Source organism: Nocardia amamiensis (assembly GCF_015477605.1).
Taxonomy (GTDB): Bacteria; Actinomycetota; Actinomycetes; order Mycobacteriales; family Mycobacteriaceae; genus Nocardia; species Nocardia amamiensis_A.
This window is the reverse complement of the sequence record NZ_JADLQX010000002.1, coordinates 364,677-381,846: the sequence shown is the minus strand read 5'-3', so window position 1 is coordinate 381,846 and position 17,170 is coordinate 364,677. Positions and strand designations below refer to the sequence as shown.

Here is a 17,170-nt window from a genome sequence, read left to right as displayed (position 1 = left end):
GTCGAGCTGTGTCGGTCGTACCAGGATCTCGGACACCGATGGAAACGCAACGGCCTCGGTATGACTTGTGGGCCGAGTTCGGGCGCCACTGCTCAGCACGAGCTCGGCGACGCCCGAATCATACCGCGCGGTAATCTCTTTCGCGGTTCAGGATGGCAGCTTGCGCCACTCTTCGACGTTCATCCCGCCGACGCCCCAGTCCGACAGCGCAACCTCGTCGATGACGACGAAGGTGCTCGCCGGTGCCTTGCCGAGCACGTCGTGCAGCAGATCGGTCACGCCCTTGATCAGTCGCGCCTTCTCCTCGCGGGTTACACCCTCGTCGGTCACTTTGATGTTCACGTATGGCATCAGGCTGCCCTTCCCGAGATGAACCCGCCGTCGACGGGGAAGATGTGTCCGGTGGTGAAAGCGGCGTCGGCGAGATACAGCACGGCGGCGGTGGTTTCGGCGACTTCGCCGATGCGATTGAGCAAGGCCAGCCTGCTTGATGCCGCTTCGTTGCCGTCGCCGAACAGCGGGGTGCGGATGATGCCGGGCGCGACCGCGTTGACCCGGATGCCGTCGGCCGCGAGTTCGGCGGCGAGGCTGGTGGTCAGCGCGTGCACGCCGCCCTTGCTGATCAGCGCTGCCGACGCGGGCAGCCCGGGGAGGGCGTGGTCGATCAGGACCGTGCCGATGTTCACGATGCTGCCGCCGGTGGCCTGCTCCAGCAGCCGTCGCACCACGGCCTGCGTAGTGAAGTAGGTGCCTTTGAGGTTTCCGTTCAAATAGCGGTCCAGGTCCGGCTCGGTGACGTCCACGAAGGGTTTGGCCCCGAATATGCCCGCATTGTTGACCAGCACGTCCACGCCGCCGAACCGCTCGACGGCGGATCGGACCAAGGCGGCACCCGTCGCGGGCGCGCCGATGTCGCCGGCCACCGTGGCCACCTGCCCAGGCGCGGCGAGTTCGGCGGCAACCCGCGAAAGCTTGGCGGTGTCACGCCCGTTGAGCACGACGTTGTCGCCGCGTTCCACGAACGCGCGTGCGATATCGCGGCCGATCCCACTGGAGGAACCGGTCACGATGACCGTCTTCGCCATTTCTCTCCTTCTCTCTCATATACGACCGGTCGTCTCGGAATGGGTAATCGGAGGCGCCGGCCGGAACAACCCTGACTCAGGGCAGGAAGTAGTCGCCGAGCAGGCGATCCAAGCACTTGCGCAGCGGCGCGAGAGTGCGATCGATCTTCATCCTGATCACCGCCCCCTCCCACGATTCGAGCAGCAGGTCGGCCAGCTCGGTGGCGTCGATGTCGTCGCGGATCATGCCGAGCCGCTGCCCGTCTGCCAGTTGCTCGGCGACGCGGTCGCGCCAAGCGCCCCACGCGGCCGACAGCGATTCCCGCAGCAGCTCACTGCCTTCCAGTTCGCCGCCCAGGTTCGCGATGAGGCAGCCGCCGGTGAAATCGGCCGCGACGAAATCGTCCATCAGCCGTTCGAAGAACGCCCGCAGCCCGCTCACCGGATCCGGCGCGGCGCCGAACGCCTCGGTCAGATTGCGCTGGACACACAGCGAGTGATACTCGATGATCGCGCGCCCGAAGCTCTCCTTGCTGTCGAAGTAGTTGTAGAACGACCCCTTCGGCACTCCGACCTTGTCCAGGATCTGCTTGAGCCCCGTGCCGTGGTAGCCGTTGGTCAGGAACCCGGCGGCACCCTCCTCGACCAGAAGTCGCCGGGTGTCCTCACTGCGTCTCGGTCGCGCCATGGATTGAATATACGACCGGTCGTCTTGAAATTGCAACTCGCGAACCCTGCCGAGGTATCACGTTGCGCCTTCCGCGGCCGGTGGAGCGTAGCGCCACCGCGCGGATCGTGCGGCGAAATGCGCGAGATGCTCGGCGGCGAACCGATCCCGTTGCCAGTCAGCCGGATCGGCGGCCGCCGTCCAGACGTAGGTCCACACCGGACCCACCCGGTCGCCGACGAGTACGCGGCGCAGGTCGTATTCGTCGTCCTCGAACGCGTCCAGGATCGCCCATTCCGCCGCGGTGAGACCATCGAGCACGGCACCCCGGGTCAGTCCGTCCGGCGCGACGACCAATCCGGGATAGATCCGCCTCGGCAGCGCCGCCGCGCGCCAGCCGGGCAGCTCGGCCGGTTCGAGAGACGGAATCCTGCCGAGCAGCACCTCCAGCACTTGGGGAAATTGCAGCGTGCCGTAGACGAACAGCGCGTGATCCAGTCCGGACAGACCACCCAGCCGCCCAGGGCCCAGCGCCGCCGATTCCATGTCAACCGCTCCTCTCACCCGCTACCCACTGTGCCTGTCCCGCACGCTCCACGCAGGGGCGTCCGATCCCTACATCGGCCGCTGAGCGCGGATGATGGCGGCCAAGTATTCATAGTCGTCGGCACGGGCGCTGGAGGCACGGAACGCGAGGCCGATGGTGCGGCCGGGCGCCGGGTCCGCGAAATGCGCGACATCCAGTGCGCCGCCCGCTGTTTCCGCCGCCACGGCCATCTGCGGAATCAGGGTCACACCGAGCCCGCCCGCGACACACTGCACCACGGTAGCCAGCGAGGCGGCCCTGGTATCGCCGACCGCGGCGGGGTGGGCATCGGCCGAGCGGCACGCCTCCAGGGTCTGGTCACGCAGGCAGTGCCCCTCGTCCAGCAGCAGCAGCGGCTGGGCGTCGAGCACCGACGCGGCCAGGTCCGTACGCCCGGCCAGTTCGTGGCCACGCGGAGTGACCAGCACGAATTCCTCGGTGTAGAGCGGTATCTCGACCAAGCCGGGCAGGTCGGTGGGAACCGCCAGCAACGCGATGTCCAAGACGCCCGTGCGGAGCCCGTCCAACAGCCGGGCGGTCTGGTCTTCGATGATCTGCGGGCGCAGCGCGGGCAGCCGCTTGCGCAGTTCGGGCAGCAGCCCGGGCAGCACGTAGGGCGCCACGGTCGGAATGATGCCCATCCGCAAGGTGCCGCCGAGCCCGTCGCCGGTCGCCGAGGCGACGAAGCGGTCGGCGGCCTCCAGCGTGGCCATCGCCTTGGGCAGCAAGCGCATTCCGGCGGCCGTGACCAGCACACGCCTGGTACTCCGCTCGATCAACTGGATGCCGAGCCCGTGTTCGAGCGCCGCGAGCGCCTGCGATAGCGTGGGCTGGCTCACACGAAGCCGGGCGGCCGCGGTGCCGAAATGGCGGTATTCCGCGACCGCTACGAACGCACGCAGCTGTGACAGGGTGGGCTGATAAGTCTGATCAGTCACGCCTATCAGTCTAGTGCGACTGATCACCTTTACCTTTTATCGGGCCTTCCGGCAAGATCACCGGTGAGCTTTTGCATGCGCTAGCAAACCAACATGACGAGGAGATGAGCATGGCCCTGCTGACCATCGGCGACCAATTCCCGGCATACAACCTCACCGCGGTCATCGGCGGTGATCTGTCGAAGGTCGACGCTCAGCAGCCTGACGACTACTTCACCCGGATCACCAGCGACGACCACGCGGGCAAGTGGCGGATCGTCTTCTTCTGGCCCAAGGACTTCACCTTTGTGTGCCCGACGGAGATCGCCGCGTTCGGCAAGCTCAACGACGAATTCGAGGATCGGGACGCGCAGGTGCTCGGCGCGTCGGTGGACAACGAGTTCGTGCACTTCCAGTGGCGCGCGCAGCACGAGGACCTCAAGACCCTCCCCTTCCCGATGCTCTCGGATCTGAAGCGTGAATTGGCCACGGCCACCGGCGTGCTCAACGCCGACGGCGTCGCCGACCGCGCCACCTTCATCGTCGACCCGAACAACGAGATCCAGTTCGTCTCGGTCACCGCCGGTTCCGTGGGCCGCAACGTCGACGAGGTGCTGCGGGTGCTGGACGCGCTGCAGTCCGACGAGCTCTGCGCCTGCAACTGGAAGAAGGGCGATCCGACCATCAACGCCGGTGAGCTGCTCGCGGCCAGCGTCTGAAAACCCTCGCGCACCGGTAGTTTCCGGTGCACCACCTTGACCACCGAGAAACGACCTGCCCCACAGGGGCTGAACTGAGCAGAGGAATCGCCGCATGAGCATTGAGAACCTGAAGAACTCCCTTCCCGAGTACGCCAAGGACCTCAAGCTCAACCTGTCCTCGATCGCGCGCACCACGGTGCTGAACGAACAGCAGCTGTGGGGCACCCTGCTGGCGTCGGCGGCCGCGACCCGGTCGACGACCACGCTGCGCGAGATCGCCGAGGCCGCCGCCGACGTGCTGACCGCGGAGGCGTACAACGCCGCGCTCGGCGCCGCCTCGATCATGGGCATGAACAACGTGTTCTACCGAGGCAAGGCTTTCCTCGGCGGCCGCTACGACGATCTGCGGGCCGGGCTGCGGATGCAGATCATCGGCTCGCCGGGCGTCGACAAGGCCGACTTCGAGCTCTGGTCGTTCGCGGTCTCCTCGATCAACGGCTGCGCGCACTGCCTGGAGGCGCACGAGCACACGCTGCGCGAGGCGGGCGTGTCCCGCGAGGTGATCTTCGAATCGCTGCGCGCCGCGGCCATCGTGGCCGGTGTCGGCCAGGCCGTGCAGTCGACGGAGGCGCTTACCACAGCCGCGATCTGAGGTCGTCGCGAAGAGGCCCCGATCCGCGGATCGGGGCCTCTTCGCGTTCCCCGTGTGGTCTGGACCACAGCTCCGGGTCGGGCAGCCGAGTAGGCTCGGCGAGCATGGGCACACAGCTTGACGTGGTCCGAGTGTTCACCGACGCCGCCGGGCGGTTCGGCAACGAACTGGGCATCGCCCGGGCCGCGGACGTGGCCACGGCCGACCGGCAGGAACTGGCGGCGAAGGCCGGATACGCCGAAACCGTGGTGGTCGAACCACCGGTCGACGAGATCGCCACGGTCCGGATCTACACGCCGACGGTGGAACTCCCGTTCGCCGGGCACCCGTCGGTGGGGACAGCGTGGTGGTTCGCCGCCCAGGGGACTCCGGTGCGGACACTGGACGTCCCCGCCGGTCCGGTGGCGGTGGAACTCACCGACGGGCTGACCTGGATCACCGCGCGCGGCGAATGGGCGCCGGCCTTCACCTTCCACCAGCTCGACGACCCCGAGGAACTCGCCACCCTCCGACCGGACGAGTTTCCCGGCGGCCCGCACTATCTGTGGAGCTGGACCGACGAACATCGCGGGACGCTGCGCTCCCGCATGTTCGCGCCGACCATGGGGATCGTCGAGGACGAAGCGACCGGCGCCGCGGCCGTGGCGTTGACCGCGCTGCTGCGCAAGAGCCTGGTCATCGTCCAGGGCAAGGGCTCCCAATTGTTCACCCAGTGGGATTCCGACGGCTGGGTACGCCTGGGCGGGCGGGTCGTCGCCGACCAGCCGGTGGAGATCTAAGTCTGCGCACGACTGCGCCTCGCCGGCGCTCGGCTCCGTCGTGCGCGAGGGCGCGCTGTGCTCTAGGTTCACTCGCTGACGCTCGCTCACGACTACGCCTCGCCGGCGCTCGGCTCCGTCGTGCGCGAGGGCGCGCTGTGCTCTAGGTTCACTCGCTGACGCTCGCTCACGACTACGCCTCGCTGGCGCTCGGCTCCGTCGTGCGCGAGGGCGCGCTGTGCTCTAGGTTCGCTCGCTGACGCTCGCTCACGGCAGCGGCACGCCGGCGATCGGCTCGGCGCTCGGCGCGTCCGAACCGCCGGGCGGTTCGATGCTCACCGCGAGCAGCTCGCCCGACCGGAATCCCGTCACGAACGGCCGATCGGCCGACGGCGTGTCGCTCAGCACCCCGGCCGACCGTGGCTGCCCGTCGGAGCCGACCAGCCACACCTGATACACCTGCCCCGGCGGCGGCGGCGCGACCTGGTCGAAAACGACGACCGCGCGCCCGAACTCCGGCGAAACGTCCACGACCAGCGTGCCGCCACCAGCGACCGAACTGCGCACAGTCTGCGCCTCCTGCTGGACTTCGATCTGGTTCGCCGTGGTCGGTGATGGCGGCGAGTCGACGAATCGGGAGGTCACCACGGTGGTGCCGAGCACGAGGCAGGCCGCGGCGGCGACCGAGACAGCCCACCGCGGAGGCCGCCGCCACGACGAGATCCGGGTGACCGGTTTTCCGGCGCCACGGTCGGGCAACGCCGCCAGAATGCGGCGTTCCAGTTCCGGTGGCGGCGCGTGCTCGTCGAGCACGGCCAGCCGTCCCATGATCTCACGCACCTGCCAGACGGTGTCGGAGAACGCCTGACGCACGGCTGGGTCGGCGGCGGCCAGCCGAGCATCGATATGCCTGCGTTCGATATCGGCGACCGCGTCCAGTGCACACGGATAGGCGAGGTCGATGAGGTCCGCGTCCGCGCGCGGCGAGGTGTCAACCATCGGTACCTTCCCCGGACAAACATTTCTCCAATCGCTTCAACCCGTCGCGGATGCGGGTCTTGATCGTGGGCAGTGGGACCGAGAGGTGGTCGGCGACCTCACGGTAGGTGTGCCCGCCGTAGTACGCGAGGACGATCGCTTCGCGCTGAGTGGGCGTGAGCATGTCCAGGCAGCCTGCCACCTGTTGTTCTTCGATGCGCTGGGCCACCGATTCGGCCACGACGTCGTGGGCGCGACCCAGCTGCTCGTGTGCGTAGACGAGCTCGCGGCTGCTGGCCGAGCTCTCCGCACGTACCCGGTCCACCGCGCGCCGGTGCGCGAGCATCATGATCCAGCCGACCGGGCTGGCCAGCGTGGGGTCGTAGCGGTCGGCCATCGACCACACCTGGAGGTAGACCTCCTGGGTCACCTCTTCCGCTGCGGCGTGACTGCGCAAGATGCGCACCGTCAGCCCGAAGACCCGCGGGCTGGTCAGCTGGTAGAACTCGGTGAATGCGCCGCGGTCGCCCGCGCCCGTCGCGGCCAGCAGCGTGGCCAGTTCACGGGTCGCCAGACCGGTCCGGGCACGGTCGCCGGCGGCGGGCGCCGGGCACGCGAGAATCGGGTCGTCGGGTTCGTCCCGCTCGCCAGCCGGATAGCCGGACCCGTGTGGTGAAGCAGAACCGTGTTCGTTGCTCATCGCCGAATCCCCTGCCTGCATAAACAGGGGTTCGGTATGCACCAGGAGCCGGATTGGTCGCCCTGGTCAACCGGATATCGCGGCGACCAGCATGTAGGCGGTGCCCGCGTCCATCACAATGTGCGGCACCGCCGCCCATGGCCTGGCGGGCCCGGTGAGAGCGGCAACGCATCCCCCGGAACGAATGAGCATCCCGAGCGGTCCCCGCTTGTGCGCGAGCGTCCACCCGCCGCGGGCGGCGAAGGCGACGAGCAGCGCGTCGAGCAGGAACAGTGCGGCGAGACCGAGAGCAGGACCGGCAGCGGGGCCGCCCGCGTGCCCGGCGGCGGTGTGGCCGGACATCGCGTAGAGCATCGCCGCGGTGGCCACGATGTGGTACCCGAGCGGGACCAGCTGGTCGATCGGCAGGGGTTTGCCCTGCGCGGCGTGCTCCGCGGCGTGGGTGACCAGCAGCGCGGCGAAGACCACCGCCATCGCGGTCAGCACGCCACGCAGCGCGTGCGGGCTCGCGCCGGAGGGAAACAGCAGCATGCCGAGCATGACCAGGCACATCACCACGTGGGCGGCGTCGGATTCGGCATGCTCGCCCGAAGTACCCTGTGGGAGACGCGGTTTCGGGGCTACCTCGGCCAGCTCGACCTCACGACCGGGCAGCCACACCGCGACCGCCGTCACCCGCGCGAGCACGATCGCCGCGGTGATCAAGAACGCCGCCACCACCATCCACCGCAAAACGGCATACTCCTGCACGAATTGCGCCACACCCCACCACCTCTCATCACGGCGACCACCGGTCGTCGCACTTCCATGCTCGCATCCCGAGACGGTTAGGTGCCCTTTTTCGATTGCGCCGCATTAACCTTGGGCACGCCCGCAGCCGGCGAACCGAGATTCGCTCGGTGTAGTCGAGCACCGCGCTGGCGGGTGCGCTGCTCGTGCGAACAGCACGTCGCAAGAGATACCGAGGACACCAGGAGAACTCATTCGTAGCGACACTATTGCTCAGCGCGACTAGCCTTTCCAGAAGTGCGCTACGCGGACGGGAGATGATTGCCCGGCCCCTCCCCGTGAGCGGCTCAGCTGGCCAGACCCCTGCATCGACAGTTTCGACCCAGCCCCAACTGCGCGCCGGGCCGGACAGCACGCCATGATGGACGAATGACCCGCCAGATCGAGCAGTGCGCCGCCGATACGGCGAACGGCGGGCTGCGCATCACCGTCGACGACCTGACCGGCCCCGCCGTCATTTCCCTGCTTACCGAGCACCTCGCCGAGATGGCCGAGCACTCGCCCGCGGAGAGCATGCACGCGCTGGACCTCGCGGCGCTACGCCACCCCGGCATCACCCTCTGGACCGGATGGGACGGGGAGACCCTCGCGGGCTGCGCCGCCCTGAAAGGCCTCGACGACAAGCACGCCGAGATCAAATCCATGCGCACCGCCGAAACGCACCACCGCCGCGGCGTCGCTTCCACCTTGCTGCGCCATCTCATCGCCGAGGCCACCGCCCGCGGCTACCGTCGTCTCAGCCTGGAAACCGGGGCTTCCGGCTTCTTCCGGCCAGCCCGTCGGCTTTACGCGGCCCACGGCTTCGACTACTGCGCGCCGTTCGGCGACTACCGGCCCGACCCAAACAGCGTGTTCATGACCCGCATCCTCTGATCCGCAAATGGGCGGCGCAACGTCGGGTAAACACCGGTCGTGCCTGCGCGCCGAACACCGCACGGAGGCGACCTGACGATTGCCCGAACGGTGGCGAAGATCCCGGCATCCTGGCCGGACAACCACACTGGCGCGCTAACCAGGACCTAGTGCGCGGGTGAATCCGTCGACGAGTTCGGACACCTGGTCGTCGGTCATGACGAACGCCGGGGAGATCTGCATCGCGCCTCGGCCTGCCGCGCGGCTCGAGATGCCATGCGCGCGGAGGGTTTTCACCAGTGGTAGACCTTCCGCGGGGTCGGCCAACTGGATCGCGGCGACCGCGCCGAGACCGCTGCGGACCTCTGCGACGCGGGGATGCTCGGCGAGCACCGCGAGCTGGTCGTGGAGGCTGGATTCCAGGCGCAGGGCGGCATCGAGAAGAGCCTCGCGTTCGATGATGTCGAGGTTCGCCAGCGCGGCCGCCGCAGCGCCCGCGTGCCCGCCGTAGGTGTAGCCGTGCCTCCACCAGACGCCGCCCGCGAAGAACGGCTCCGCCACCTGGGGTGCCACGAAGACCGCGCCCATGGGCAGGTAGCCGGAGGTCAGGCCTTTCGCGGTGGTCATCAGGTCGGGTTCGAGGGCGAAACGGGAGGAGGCGAACCAGGCTCCGCCGATCCGGCCGAAGCCAGTGACCACCTCGTCGGCGACGAACAGGATGTCGTGGTCGCGGCAGATGCGGCGCACCTCGGTGAGGTAGCCCTCCGGCGGCAGGTAGATGCCGCCCGCGCCGATCACGGGTTCACAGAAGAACGCGGCGATGCGCTCGGCTCCGACCTCTTCGATCAGCGCGAGCAGTGCTTTCGCGTCGTCCCATGCCACGGTTCGCGCCGCGGGCATCAGTTCGCCGTAACCCTCGCGGTTCACCGGTATGCCCGCGAGGGCGGTGCCCGCGACGTGCATGCCGTGGTAGGCCCGCTGCCGCCCGACCACGATCGTCTTGCCGGAGTATCCGAGTTCGTGCCAGTAGCGGCGGGCCAGTTTGGCGGCGGTGTCGACGGAGTCGGAGCCGCCTGAGGTGAAGAAGATCTTGCTGTTCGGTACCGGGGCCAGCTCGGCGAGCCGCTCGGCCAGTTCCTGGGTGGCCGGTTCGGTGATGTCACCGAAATTGGAGTAGTGCGCGATCGCGCGCAGCTGCGCGGCGACGGCGTCGGCGATCTCGCCGCGACCGTGTCCGACGTTGGCGAACCACAGGCCGGCGGTCGCGTCCAGGTAGCGGTTGCCCGCCTGGTCGAAGACGTAGGCGCCGTCGCCGCGGGCGACGACGAACGCGCCGTCTCGCTCGACGGCGCCCATGTCGGCGAAGCCGTGCCAAAGCGCGCTCATGTCTGCGCCTCGCTGCGCTCGCTCATGTTTCCACCTCTACCGGATCTCGGGCCTTGGCGTCTGCCGTGGCGCGCCTTCACCAGGGCGAACGTACTCGAGCCGCGTGGTCTGCGGCTAGCAGCGACGGCGCGCCCGCATCCGCGTTCCCCTCGGCCGATCTTCGCATATCGGCGACCACCGGCCGGGATCGAGCGGGCCCCCGGCACCCGCTCGGCAACCGCGCCCGCCGCCTGGAACGAATATTCAGTGGCGGCCTTCGCTAGGCTGGTCGAGCAATGACCAGGACAGCCGCCACCGACTACCGCGACCTTCGCACCCGCCTGGCGAATCTCTCCCTTCGCGACGAACACCGGCTGCGGCGTCGGCTCGACCGGGCCCGCGATGGCGACCTGAGCGCGGTGGAAGCCGAGATCACGGCGGCCGAACTCCGGGTCGAGGCGCGCCGCGCCGCCGTGCCGCGGGTCCGCTATCCGGAGCAGCTGCCGGTCAGCGCCCGCCGTGACGACATCGCCGCGGCCATCGCGGCACACCAGGTCGTGATCGTCGCGGGCGAGACCGGTTCGGGCAAGACCACCCAGATCCCCAAGATCTGCCTCGAGCTCGGCCGCGGCATCCGCGGCACCATCGGACACACCCAGCCGCGCAGGCTGGCCGCACGCACCGTCGCCGAGCGTATCGCCGAGGAACTCGGTACCGAGCTCGGCGACGTCGTCGGCTACACGGTGCGGTTCACCGACCAGGCCTCCGAGCACACGCTGATCAAGCTGATGACCGACGGCATCCTGCTCGCGGAGATCCAGCGCGACCGGCTGCTGCGCCGCTACGACACGATCGTCATCGACGAGGCGCACGAACGCAGCCTCAATATCGATTTCCTGCTCGGCTACCTCAAACAGCTGCTGCCCCGCCGGCCCGACCTCAAGGTGATCATCACTTCGGCGACGATCGATCCGGAGCTGTTCGCCAGACATTTCGCGGACGAGAAAGGCACTCCCGCACCGATTGTCGAGGTTTCCGGCCGTTCGTACCCGGTGGAGATCCGCTATCGCCCTCTAGCACTGGAACTTCCGGCTGCCGACGACGAAGACGACGAGGACACCCGGACCGTCGACCGGGACCCGGTCGACGCGATCGGCGACGCGGTCACCGAATTGTTCGCCGCGGGCGATGGCGACGTGCTGGTGTTCCTGTCCGGCGAACGCGAGATTCGCGACACCGCGGACGCGCTGCGCGATCTGAAAATGCCGCGCACCGAGATCCTTCCGCTGTATGCCAGGCTGTCTACCGCCGAGCAGCATCGGGTGTTCGCTCCGCATACCGGGCGGCGGGTGGTGCTGGCGACCAACGTCGCCGAGACCTCGCTGACCGTGCCCGGCATCCGTTACGTCGTCGACCCGGGGACCGCGCGGATCTCGCGGTACTCGATGCGAACCAAGGTGCAGCGGTTGCCGATCGAACCGGTGTCGCAGGCATCGGCGCGGCAGCGCTCCGGGCGGTGCGGCCGGGTCGCCGACGGCATCTGCGTCCGGCTGTACTCCGAGGACGATTTCGAGTCCCGGCCCGCCTTCACCGAACCCGAGATCCTGCGCACCAACCTGGCCGCGGTCATCCTGCAGATGACCGCGCTCGGACTCGGTGACATCGAGAACTTCCCGTTCGTAGAGGCTCCCGACCGTCGCGCGATACGCGACGGCGTCGCCCTGCTCGAAGAGCTGGGAGCACTGGCGCGACGCGACGCCAAACCCGGATCGCGGGCGAACACCTCTGCGGCGCAAGAAGCGGACGGCGACCGGCCGGACAAAGCAAACCGCCGTGACGACGATACGGGTTTGTCGCTGACGCCGATCGGGCGCGAGATGGCCCAGCTGCCGGTGGATCCCAGGATGGCCCGGATGCTGGTGGAGGCGCATCGCAACGGCTGCCTGGCCGACGTGCTGGTCATCGTGGCGGCGCTGTCGATCCAGGACGTGCGGGAGCGACCCGCCGAGCACCAGCAGGCCGCCGACACCAAACACGCGCGGTTCACCGTCGAGGGGTCGGATTTCCTGGCCTACCTCCGGCTGTGGGAGTACCTCGGCGGGCAGCGCAAGACCTTGTCGTCCAACCAGTTCCGGCGCATGTGCCGGGAGGAGTTCCTGCATTACCTGCGGATCCGGGAGTGGCAGGACCTGCACGGGCAACTGCGCACCATCACCAAGGGCCTCGGATGGTCCGCCCACGCGGAACCATCGGCCGACACCGCGGGGCGCGGCGCGCGCGAGGCGGCGGGGCCGGATCGCAAGTCCGGCAATCGAAGACGCCACGGAGGCGACGGGCGATCCGCCGCCGTGGCAGCAGCCGATAACGACGGTGTCCCGTGGGATTCCACCGCCATCCACCAAGCGCTGCTGGCGGGCATGCTGTCGCACATCGGTGTCAGGGAGGCGGAGTCCAGGGAGTTCCTCGGCGCGCGCAACGCCAAGTTCATGATCTTCCCCGGTTCGTCGCTGGCGAAGAAGCCGCCCCGCTGGGTGATGGCTGCCGAGCTGGTCGAAACATCCCGTCTGTGGGGCCGGATGACTGCGAAGATCGAGCCCGAATGGGCTGAACGACTCGCGGGCGACCTGGTAAAACGAACCTACTCCGAACCGCACTGGTCGGCCAAGCGGGGCGCGGCGCGCGCCTACGAGCGGGTCACCCTGTACGGCATTCCGCTGGTCACCGGCAGGCCCGTCGATTACGGCCGGATCGATCCGGAGTTGTCGCGTGAGCTGTTCATCAGACACGCCTTGGTCCAAGGCGAGTGGCAGACCCGGCACGAGTTCTTCCACCGTAATCGCGCGCTGCTCGACGATGTCGCCGACTTGGAGCACCGCGCGCGCCGTCGCGACATCCTGGTCGACGACGAGGTCCTGTACGAGTTCTACGACAAACGCCTGCCCGCCGACATCGTCTCGGTGCGTCACTTCGACAGCTGGTGGCGCACCGCGCGGCGCACGGACCCCACGCTGCTGGACTTCTCCTCCACCACGGTGATCAACGAGGGCGCCGCCGCGCTGGACCCGGCGGACTTCCCCGACTCCTGGCGTCAAGGCGAGCTCAGCTTCCCGCTCACCTACCAGTTCGAGCCGGGCAACGACGACGACGGCGTCACGGTGCGCATCCCGGTGGAACAGCTCGCCCACGTCCGCGCCGTCGGTTTCGACTGGCTGGTGCCCGGAATGCGCGAGGAGCTGGCCGCGGCGCTGATCAAGACGCTGCCGAAGACGTTGCGCCGCAGCGTCGTTCCCGCGCCGGATTTCGCGGCCACCGCCTTGGCCGCGCTGACACCGCGCGCCGAGCCACTGCGCACCGGACTCGCGCGGGAACTGTCCCGATTGGGTTCGGTATCGATCGCCGCGTCCGACTTCGATCCCTCCGCGCTGCCCGACCACCTGCGCATGACCTTCGCGGCCATCGGCGGCGACGGCACGACGCTCGCTCGCGGCAAGAGCCTCTCCGCACTGAAAACAAAGCTCGCCGAACAGGTTTCCGCATCCGTGGCGCGGGCGACAGCGGGCGCGGAACGCCCGCCCGCCACGGTGTGGACCTCCGAGTCGCTCGGCACCGTCGAGCCGACGGTGCGCCGGGAGGTAGCCGGCCAGACCGTTACGGGGTATCCCGCGCTGGTCGCGGAAGGCGACGGCGTGGCAGTCCGGGTGCTGAGCTCCCCCGCCGAGCAAGCCGCCGCGATGCGCCTGGGTACCAGGGCACTGCTGCTGCATGCGCTGCCCACCGCGGTCCGCACCGCCACCGCGGGTCTGTCGCCCACGGACCGGCTCGCGCTGAGCCAGAACCCGTACGGCTCGCTGGAGGCGCTGATCGAGGACTGCCGCGCGGCCGCCGCCGACGAGCTGCTCGCGACCGCGGGCGGTCCGGTCCGCAGCCCGGCGGAGTTCGATGCTCTCGTGGCCCGGATTCGTCCGGACTTCGCCTCCGCCGTGGCGCGCTTCGTTCGCTTGGTGGTGCCGATTCTGGCTGAGGCCCATCAGGTTTCGGTGGCACTCGCCCGGACGAGCGAGCGCGATATCGCCGAGGACGTGCGCGACCAGCTCGACAACCTGGTATTCCGTGGCTTCGTCGCCGAGCTGGGCAGCGCCAGGCTGCGCGAACTTCCCCGCTATCTGCGGGCTGCGGTACTGCGTCTGGAAGCACTGCCCGGCTCGGCGGTTCGCGATCGCCAGGGCATGGCCGAACTCGATCGGGTGCTGGGCGCCTACGACCGTCTGTCCGGTTCCCTGCCGGAGCACCGCAGGAACGCGCCCGCTGTCGCGGACATCTGGTGGATGATCGAGGAATTCCGGGTCAGCCTGTTCGCACAGAAGCTCGGCACCCCATTCCCGGTCTCCGCCAAGCGAATCGAGAAGGCCATCGCCGCGCTGCGGCGCTGAGTCAGTCGGCGGCCGACAGCGCCTCGGCGCGCGCCTGGCGCATCTGGAGGATCTCGCGTTCGAAATCCTCCGCCGAGGTGAACGACCGGTAGACCGAGGCGAACCGGAGGTAGGCCACCTCGTCCAAGTCGCGCAGCGGCCCCAGAATGGCCAGGCCCACCTCGTGGCTGGGCACCTCAGGAGAACCCTTGGCGCGCACCGTGTCCTCCACCTGCTGCGCGAGCAGGTTCAACGCGTCGTCGTCGACTTCGCGGCCTTGGCACGCCCGGCGCACGCCACGGATGACCTTCTCGCGGCTGAACGGCTCGGTGACCCCGCTGCGCTTCACCACGGACAGGATCGCGGTTTCCACCGTGGTGAACCGCCGCCCACACTGCGGACAGGCGCGGCGACGGCGAATGGCCGCGCCTTCGTCGGCCTCGCGCGAGTCCACGACCCGGGAGTCTGGGTGTCGGCAGTACGGGCAATGCATCCGAGAAATCCTTCGTCGATGCGCGTGCTCGCGTCCGGACCGGCTACCGATAGCGGTGATCGTTCCGGCGAGCACGTGTACAGAGGTCTATACCCCGGCACCAAGTATTCCCCGTTCGACACGCGGAATACCTGCATAACACTTCGAGAATACCCGCCCGGGTGCCCGGAACGTCCCGCTCACCCCGGTCGAAGCCGGATCGGCGCACTCATCCGGCGATCTGCCAGTGCCCGGTCAAGTCCGTGAGCAGGTCCGGCAGCCGTGCCGCCAGACGGCCGCGGGCGAGCTTGCTCCAGAACGGCTCGCCGAGGACGGCGCCGGCCAGTACCGGGTCGGTTTCCATATCGATGTGGCGCGGCACCAGGTCACCGGTGATGTAGTTCCAGCGGGTCTCCTGGTCGGCCCAGTTGAAGTCGGGCAGCGGTGCGCGCAGCGCCAGGATGCGGCCCGGAACGTCGGCGCGGACCGTGATCGGGGCGAAGACACCGGGTGCGCGGACGCCCGGGACGCCGGGTTTGCCGGCGACGGTGCTGACATAGGTCAGTACCCGGCCCATGGGTGAGCGGCCCGCCGCCGTCTCGTCCCACTGGTCGGCGACGATGCGGTTCTGCTCCCGGTCGGTCATCCGGATCAGCGCGTCGATACAGCCGTTCCGGGTGCCCGCGGCGATCGACTGCCAGGCGGTGCGGATGTCGTCGTCGAGCAAGCCCGCCGCGTACATCTCCTCGATGCCGGGCATACCGAGTGCGACGTACGCCTCGTGCATCGGCACCAGGTCCGTGAAGATGTGCTTCTGCATGATCATCAAACGGGTCTGGTACCAGGCGACGTCCCCGGCGCTCAGCCGGGAGCCCTCGGTGGCCAGCAGCCGGATGTCCTCCGGCAGCGCCTGTACCAATTCCGGCGGGGTGGCGCGCAGCAGATCGGCCACCGCGTTGCCGAGCTGATGGATGCCGGGGACGTCGAGCGCGACACCCACGTCGCTCATGTCGAAGAATCCGGAGGCGAACGATCCACCCGCGATCCCGGCCAGGCCCGCCCAATAGAACTCCGGATGCTGGATGGCCAGTCGCAGGTAGTTGACGTACACCTGATTGAACGTGCGTTCATTCGCCCGCGCCCCACGACCGGGATCCCAAGCCGCTAGGTCGATTTCAGCGTTGCGGGCGGCGACAACCAACCAATACTGGTGCAGCAGCGTCGCATATCGGCGTGCAGCGACGCCGTGGCTCCGCGCCTGCCGCACCGCCTCCGCTAGAACTGCTTCGTCCAACGGCAGAAGGGGATTCAGGCCACCCGCGCCCACACCGTCTCCGTTGACGGAGGGCAGATCGAGGTAGGCCGCGTACACGGGCTCCGCATGTGCGGCCGGCTGCGCGCCGAATCCGAAGACGAGACAGAGGGACAATCCGACCGCCCGTGCGAAGACCCGGGCCGAGCGGCCTGCGGCGAGAAGTGTCATGTGCTGAAAGGTCCCGATCTCGTTCGGGCAGTGTCGCCCAGATCACGTTTCCAGCACGGTAGCAACACGTTCTAGTTTGATGATCAACAATTCCGGCCGCCTCCGGTGGCCGATTCCCCCGGTCAGCGCGGGTGCTCAGCACCGTGCCCGGCGGTACCGTCCACCACCGCAGGGACCGATCCACCGGACGCACCGCCCCATTCACCCGCCCGCGCATGCGCCAGTGCGATCAGTCCCGCCACCACCAAGGCGGTGAGCAGCGCCGCGACGGCGAGCGCGGCGAACCCGATCTGCGCCTGCTCGACGCGACGCATCGGATGCGCGCCGGAGGCTCGTTGCCGCCCGAAAGCCCTTGCTCCGCCGCCATATCCGACCACACCGCCGCCGGGGCGCGAATCCCGCGGGCGCCGATCGACCGCGGACCGATGCGTGGGCGTCAGCGCCCGCGATCGCGCGCCGCCGTGCAGCAGTCGCCGGGCGGTGTCATAGCCGAGATCGTCTGCCGCCGCGTCCAGGTGTGCGCTGCGGCGGTCGAGCGCCGCGTCCGTCTTGCCGATCGATGGGGTGATCTCGCTGATCGCAGTGCTCATCGGACAAACCTCCGTAGTGGGTGCTCCGCCGCCGTTCGAGCCGATGCTCGCCATTCGAACACTTGTTCGCGCTCTATTCGATCAAGTGTTCGAAGAACTGATGTTCGATTTCTACCACGCCCGGTCCACAAAGTCACCAGAAACGCCCGACATACGTCGAACAGATGTTTGATACATCGGCGTAACC

The 17,170-nt window shown here is 68.5% G+C and carries 17 protein-coding genes; 5 read left to right on the top strand and 12 right to left on the bottom strand.

What is annotated here, in order from left to right; all coding sequences use genetic code 11:
• Nucleotides 1–147: 147 nt before the first annotated feature.
• From IU459_RS04335 to IU459_RS04315, 5 genes are all read right to left on the bottom strand, one after another.
• Complete coding sequence (locus IU459_RS04335; protein ID WP_195128102.1) at nucleotides 148–351, bottom strand: tautomerase family protein; 204 nt, start codon at nucleotides 349–351, stop codon at nucleotides 148–150.
• The gene (locus IU459_RS04330; RefSeq protein ID WP_195128101.1) at nucleotides 351–1,085 is read right to left on the bottom strand and encodes an SDR family NAD(P)-dependent oxidoreductase; all 735 of its coding nucleotides are present in this window, start codon (nucleotides 1,083–1,085) and stop codon (nucleotides 351–353) included. Before IU459_RS04330 ends, IU459_RS04335 begins: the two co-directional genes overlap by 1 nt.
• A gap of 76 nt (nucleotides 1,086–1,161) precedes the next feature.
• Nucleotides 1,162–1,752, bottom strand: coding sequence for a TetR family transcriptional regulator C-terminal domain-containing protein (locus IU459_RS04325; protein ID WP_195128100.1), 591 nt, complete (start codon nucleotides 1,750–1,752; stop codon nucleotides 1,162–1,164).
• Between the two features lie 57 nt (nucleotides 1,753–1,809).
• Complete coding sequence (locus tag IU459_RS04320) at nucleotides 1,810–2,277, bottom strand: gamma-glutamylcyclotransferase family protein (protein ID WP_195128099.1); 468 nt, start codon at nucleotides 2,275–2,277, stop codon at nucleotides 1,810–1,812.
• A gap of 69 nt (nucleotides 2,278–2,346) precedes the next feature.
• Entirely contained in the window at nucleotides 2,347–3,255 is a 909-nt protein-coding gene (locus IU459_RS04315) for a hydrogen peroxide-inducible genes activator (RefSeq protein ID WP_195128098.1), read from the bottom strand.
• Nucleotides 3,256–3,365: 110 nt separating this feature from the next.
• On the opposite strand from IU459_RS04315, the gene IU459_RS04310 reads away from it, so the two are divergent.
• The 3 genes from IU459_RS04310 to IU459_RS04300 all read left to right on the top strand — a co-directional run bounded on the left by IU459_RS04310 (nucleotide 3,366) and on the right by IU459_RS04300 (nucleotide 5,366).
• Entirely contained in the window at nucleotides 3,366–3,953 is a 588-nt protein-coding gene (locus IU459_RS04310; RefSeq protein WP_195128097.1) for a peroxiredoxin, read from the top strand.
• Nucleotides 3,954–4,047: 94 nt separating this feature from the next.
• Nucleotides 4,048–4,587, top strand: coding sequence for a carboxymuconolactone decarboxylase family protein (locus IU459_RS04305; protein ID WP_195128096.1), 540 nt, complete (start codon nucleotides 4,048–4,050; stop codon nucleotides 4,585–4,587).
• Between the two features lie 104 nt (nucleotides 4,588–4,691).
• The gene (locus IU459_RS04300; protein WP_195128095.1) at nucleotides 4,692–5,366 is read left to right on the top strand and encodes a PhzF family phenazine biosynthesis protein; all 675 of its coding nucleotides are present in this window, start codon (nucleotides 4,692–4,694) and stop codon (nucleotides 5,364–5,366) included.
• Nucleotides 5,367–5,612: 246 nt separating this feature from the next.
• On the opposite strand, the gene IU459_RS04295 is transcribed toward IU459_RS04300, so the two are convergent.
• From IU459_RS04295 to IU459_RS04285, 3 genes are all read right to left on the bottom strand, one after another.
• A complete protein-coding gene (locus IU459_RS04295; RefSeq protein WP_195128094.1) occupies nucleotides 5,613–6,344 on the bottom strand; it encodes an anti-sigma factor in 732 nt (243 codons plus the stop codon).
• Nucleotides 6,337–7,023 carry an ECF RNA polymerase sigma factor SigK gene (gene sigK, locus IU459_RS04290; RefSeq protein ID WP_228837294.1) on the bottom strand — a complete coding sequence of 229 codons (687 nt, stop codon included), beginning with the start codon at nucleotides 7,021–7,023 and terminating at the stop codon, nucleotides 6,337–6,339. The genes IU459_RS04295 and sigK overlap by 8 nt, the downstream gene beginning before the upstream one ends.
• 66 nt (nucleotides 7,024–7,089) lie before the next feature.
• Nucleotides 7,090–7,785 carry a DUF5134 domain-containing protein gene (locus tag IU459_RS04285; protein ID WP_195128092.1) on the bottom strand — a complete coding sequence of 232 codons (696 nt, stop codon included), beginning with the start codon at nucleotides 7,783–7,785 and terminating at the stop codon, nucleotides 7,090–7,092.
• A gap of 396 nt (nucleotides 7,786–8,181) precedes the next feature.
• Between IU459_RS04285 and IU459_RS04280 the strand changes: the two genes are divergently transcribed.
• On the top strand, nucleotides 8,182–8,685 hold the full coding sequence (locus tag IU459_RS04280) for a GNAT family N-acetyltransferase (protein ID WP_228837293.1): 504 nt from the start codon (nucleotides 8,182–8,184) through the stop codon (nucleotides 8,683–8,685).
• A 135-nt stretch (nucleotides 8,686–8,820) separates the two neighbouring features.
• On the opposite strand, the gene IU459_RS04275 is transcribed toward IU459_RS04280, so the two are convergent.
• A complete protein-coding gene (locus IU459_RS04275) occupies nucleotides 8,821–10,050 on the bottom strand; it encodes an aminotransferase family protein (protein WP_195128091.1) in 1,230 nt (409 codons plus the stop codon).
• Nucleotides 10,051–10,325: 275 nt separating this feature from the next.
• Between IU459_RS04275 and hrpA the strand changes: the two genes are divergently transcribed.
• A complete protein-coding gene (gene hrpA, locus IU459_RS04270) occupies nucleotides 10,326–14,459 on the top strand; it encodes an ATP-dependent RNA helicase HrpA (RefSeq protein WP_195128090.1) in 4,134 nt (1,377 codons plus the stop codon).
• A 1-nt stretch (nucleotide 14,460) separates the two neighbouring features.
• Here hrpA and nrdR read toward each other — a convergent pair whose 3' ends face one another.
• From nrdR to IU459_RS04255, 3 genes are all read right to left on the bottom strand, one after another.
• A complete protein-coding gene (nrdR, locus tag IU459_RS04265) occupies nucleotides 14,461–14,931 on the bottom strand; it encodes a transcriptional regulator NrdR (protein WP_040780370.1) in 471 nt (156 codons plus the stop codon).
• A gap of 208 nt (nucleotides 14,932–15,139) precedes the next feature.
• On the bottom strand, nucleotides 15,140–16,393 hold the full coding sequence (locus IU459_RS04260) for a hypothetical protein (RefSeq protein ID WP_195128089.1): 1,254 nt from the start codon (nucleotides 16,391–16,393) through the stop codon (nucleotides 15,140–15,142).
• Between the two features lie 122 nt (nucleotides 16,394–16,515).
• Nucleotides 16,516–16,983: a hypothetical protein gene (locus tag IU459_RS04255; protein WP_195128088.1), complete on the bottom strand. Its 468-nt coding sequence runs from the start codon at nucleotides 16,981–16,983 to the stop codon at nucleotides 16,516–16,518.
• Nucleotides 16,984–17,170 lie beyond the last annotated feature (187 nt).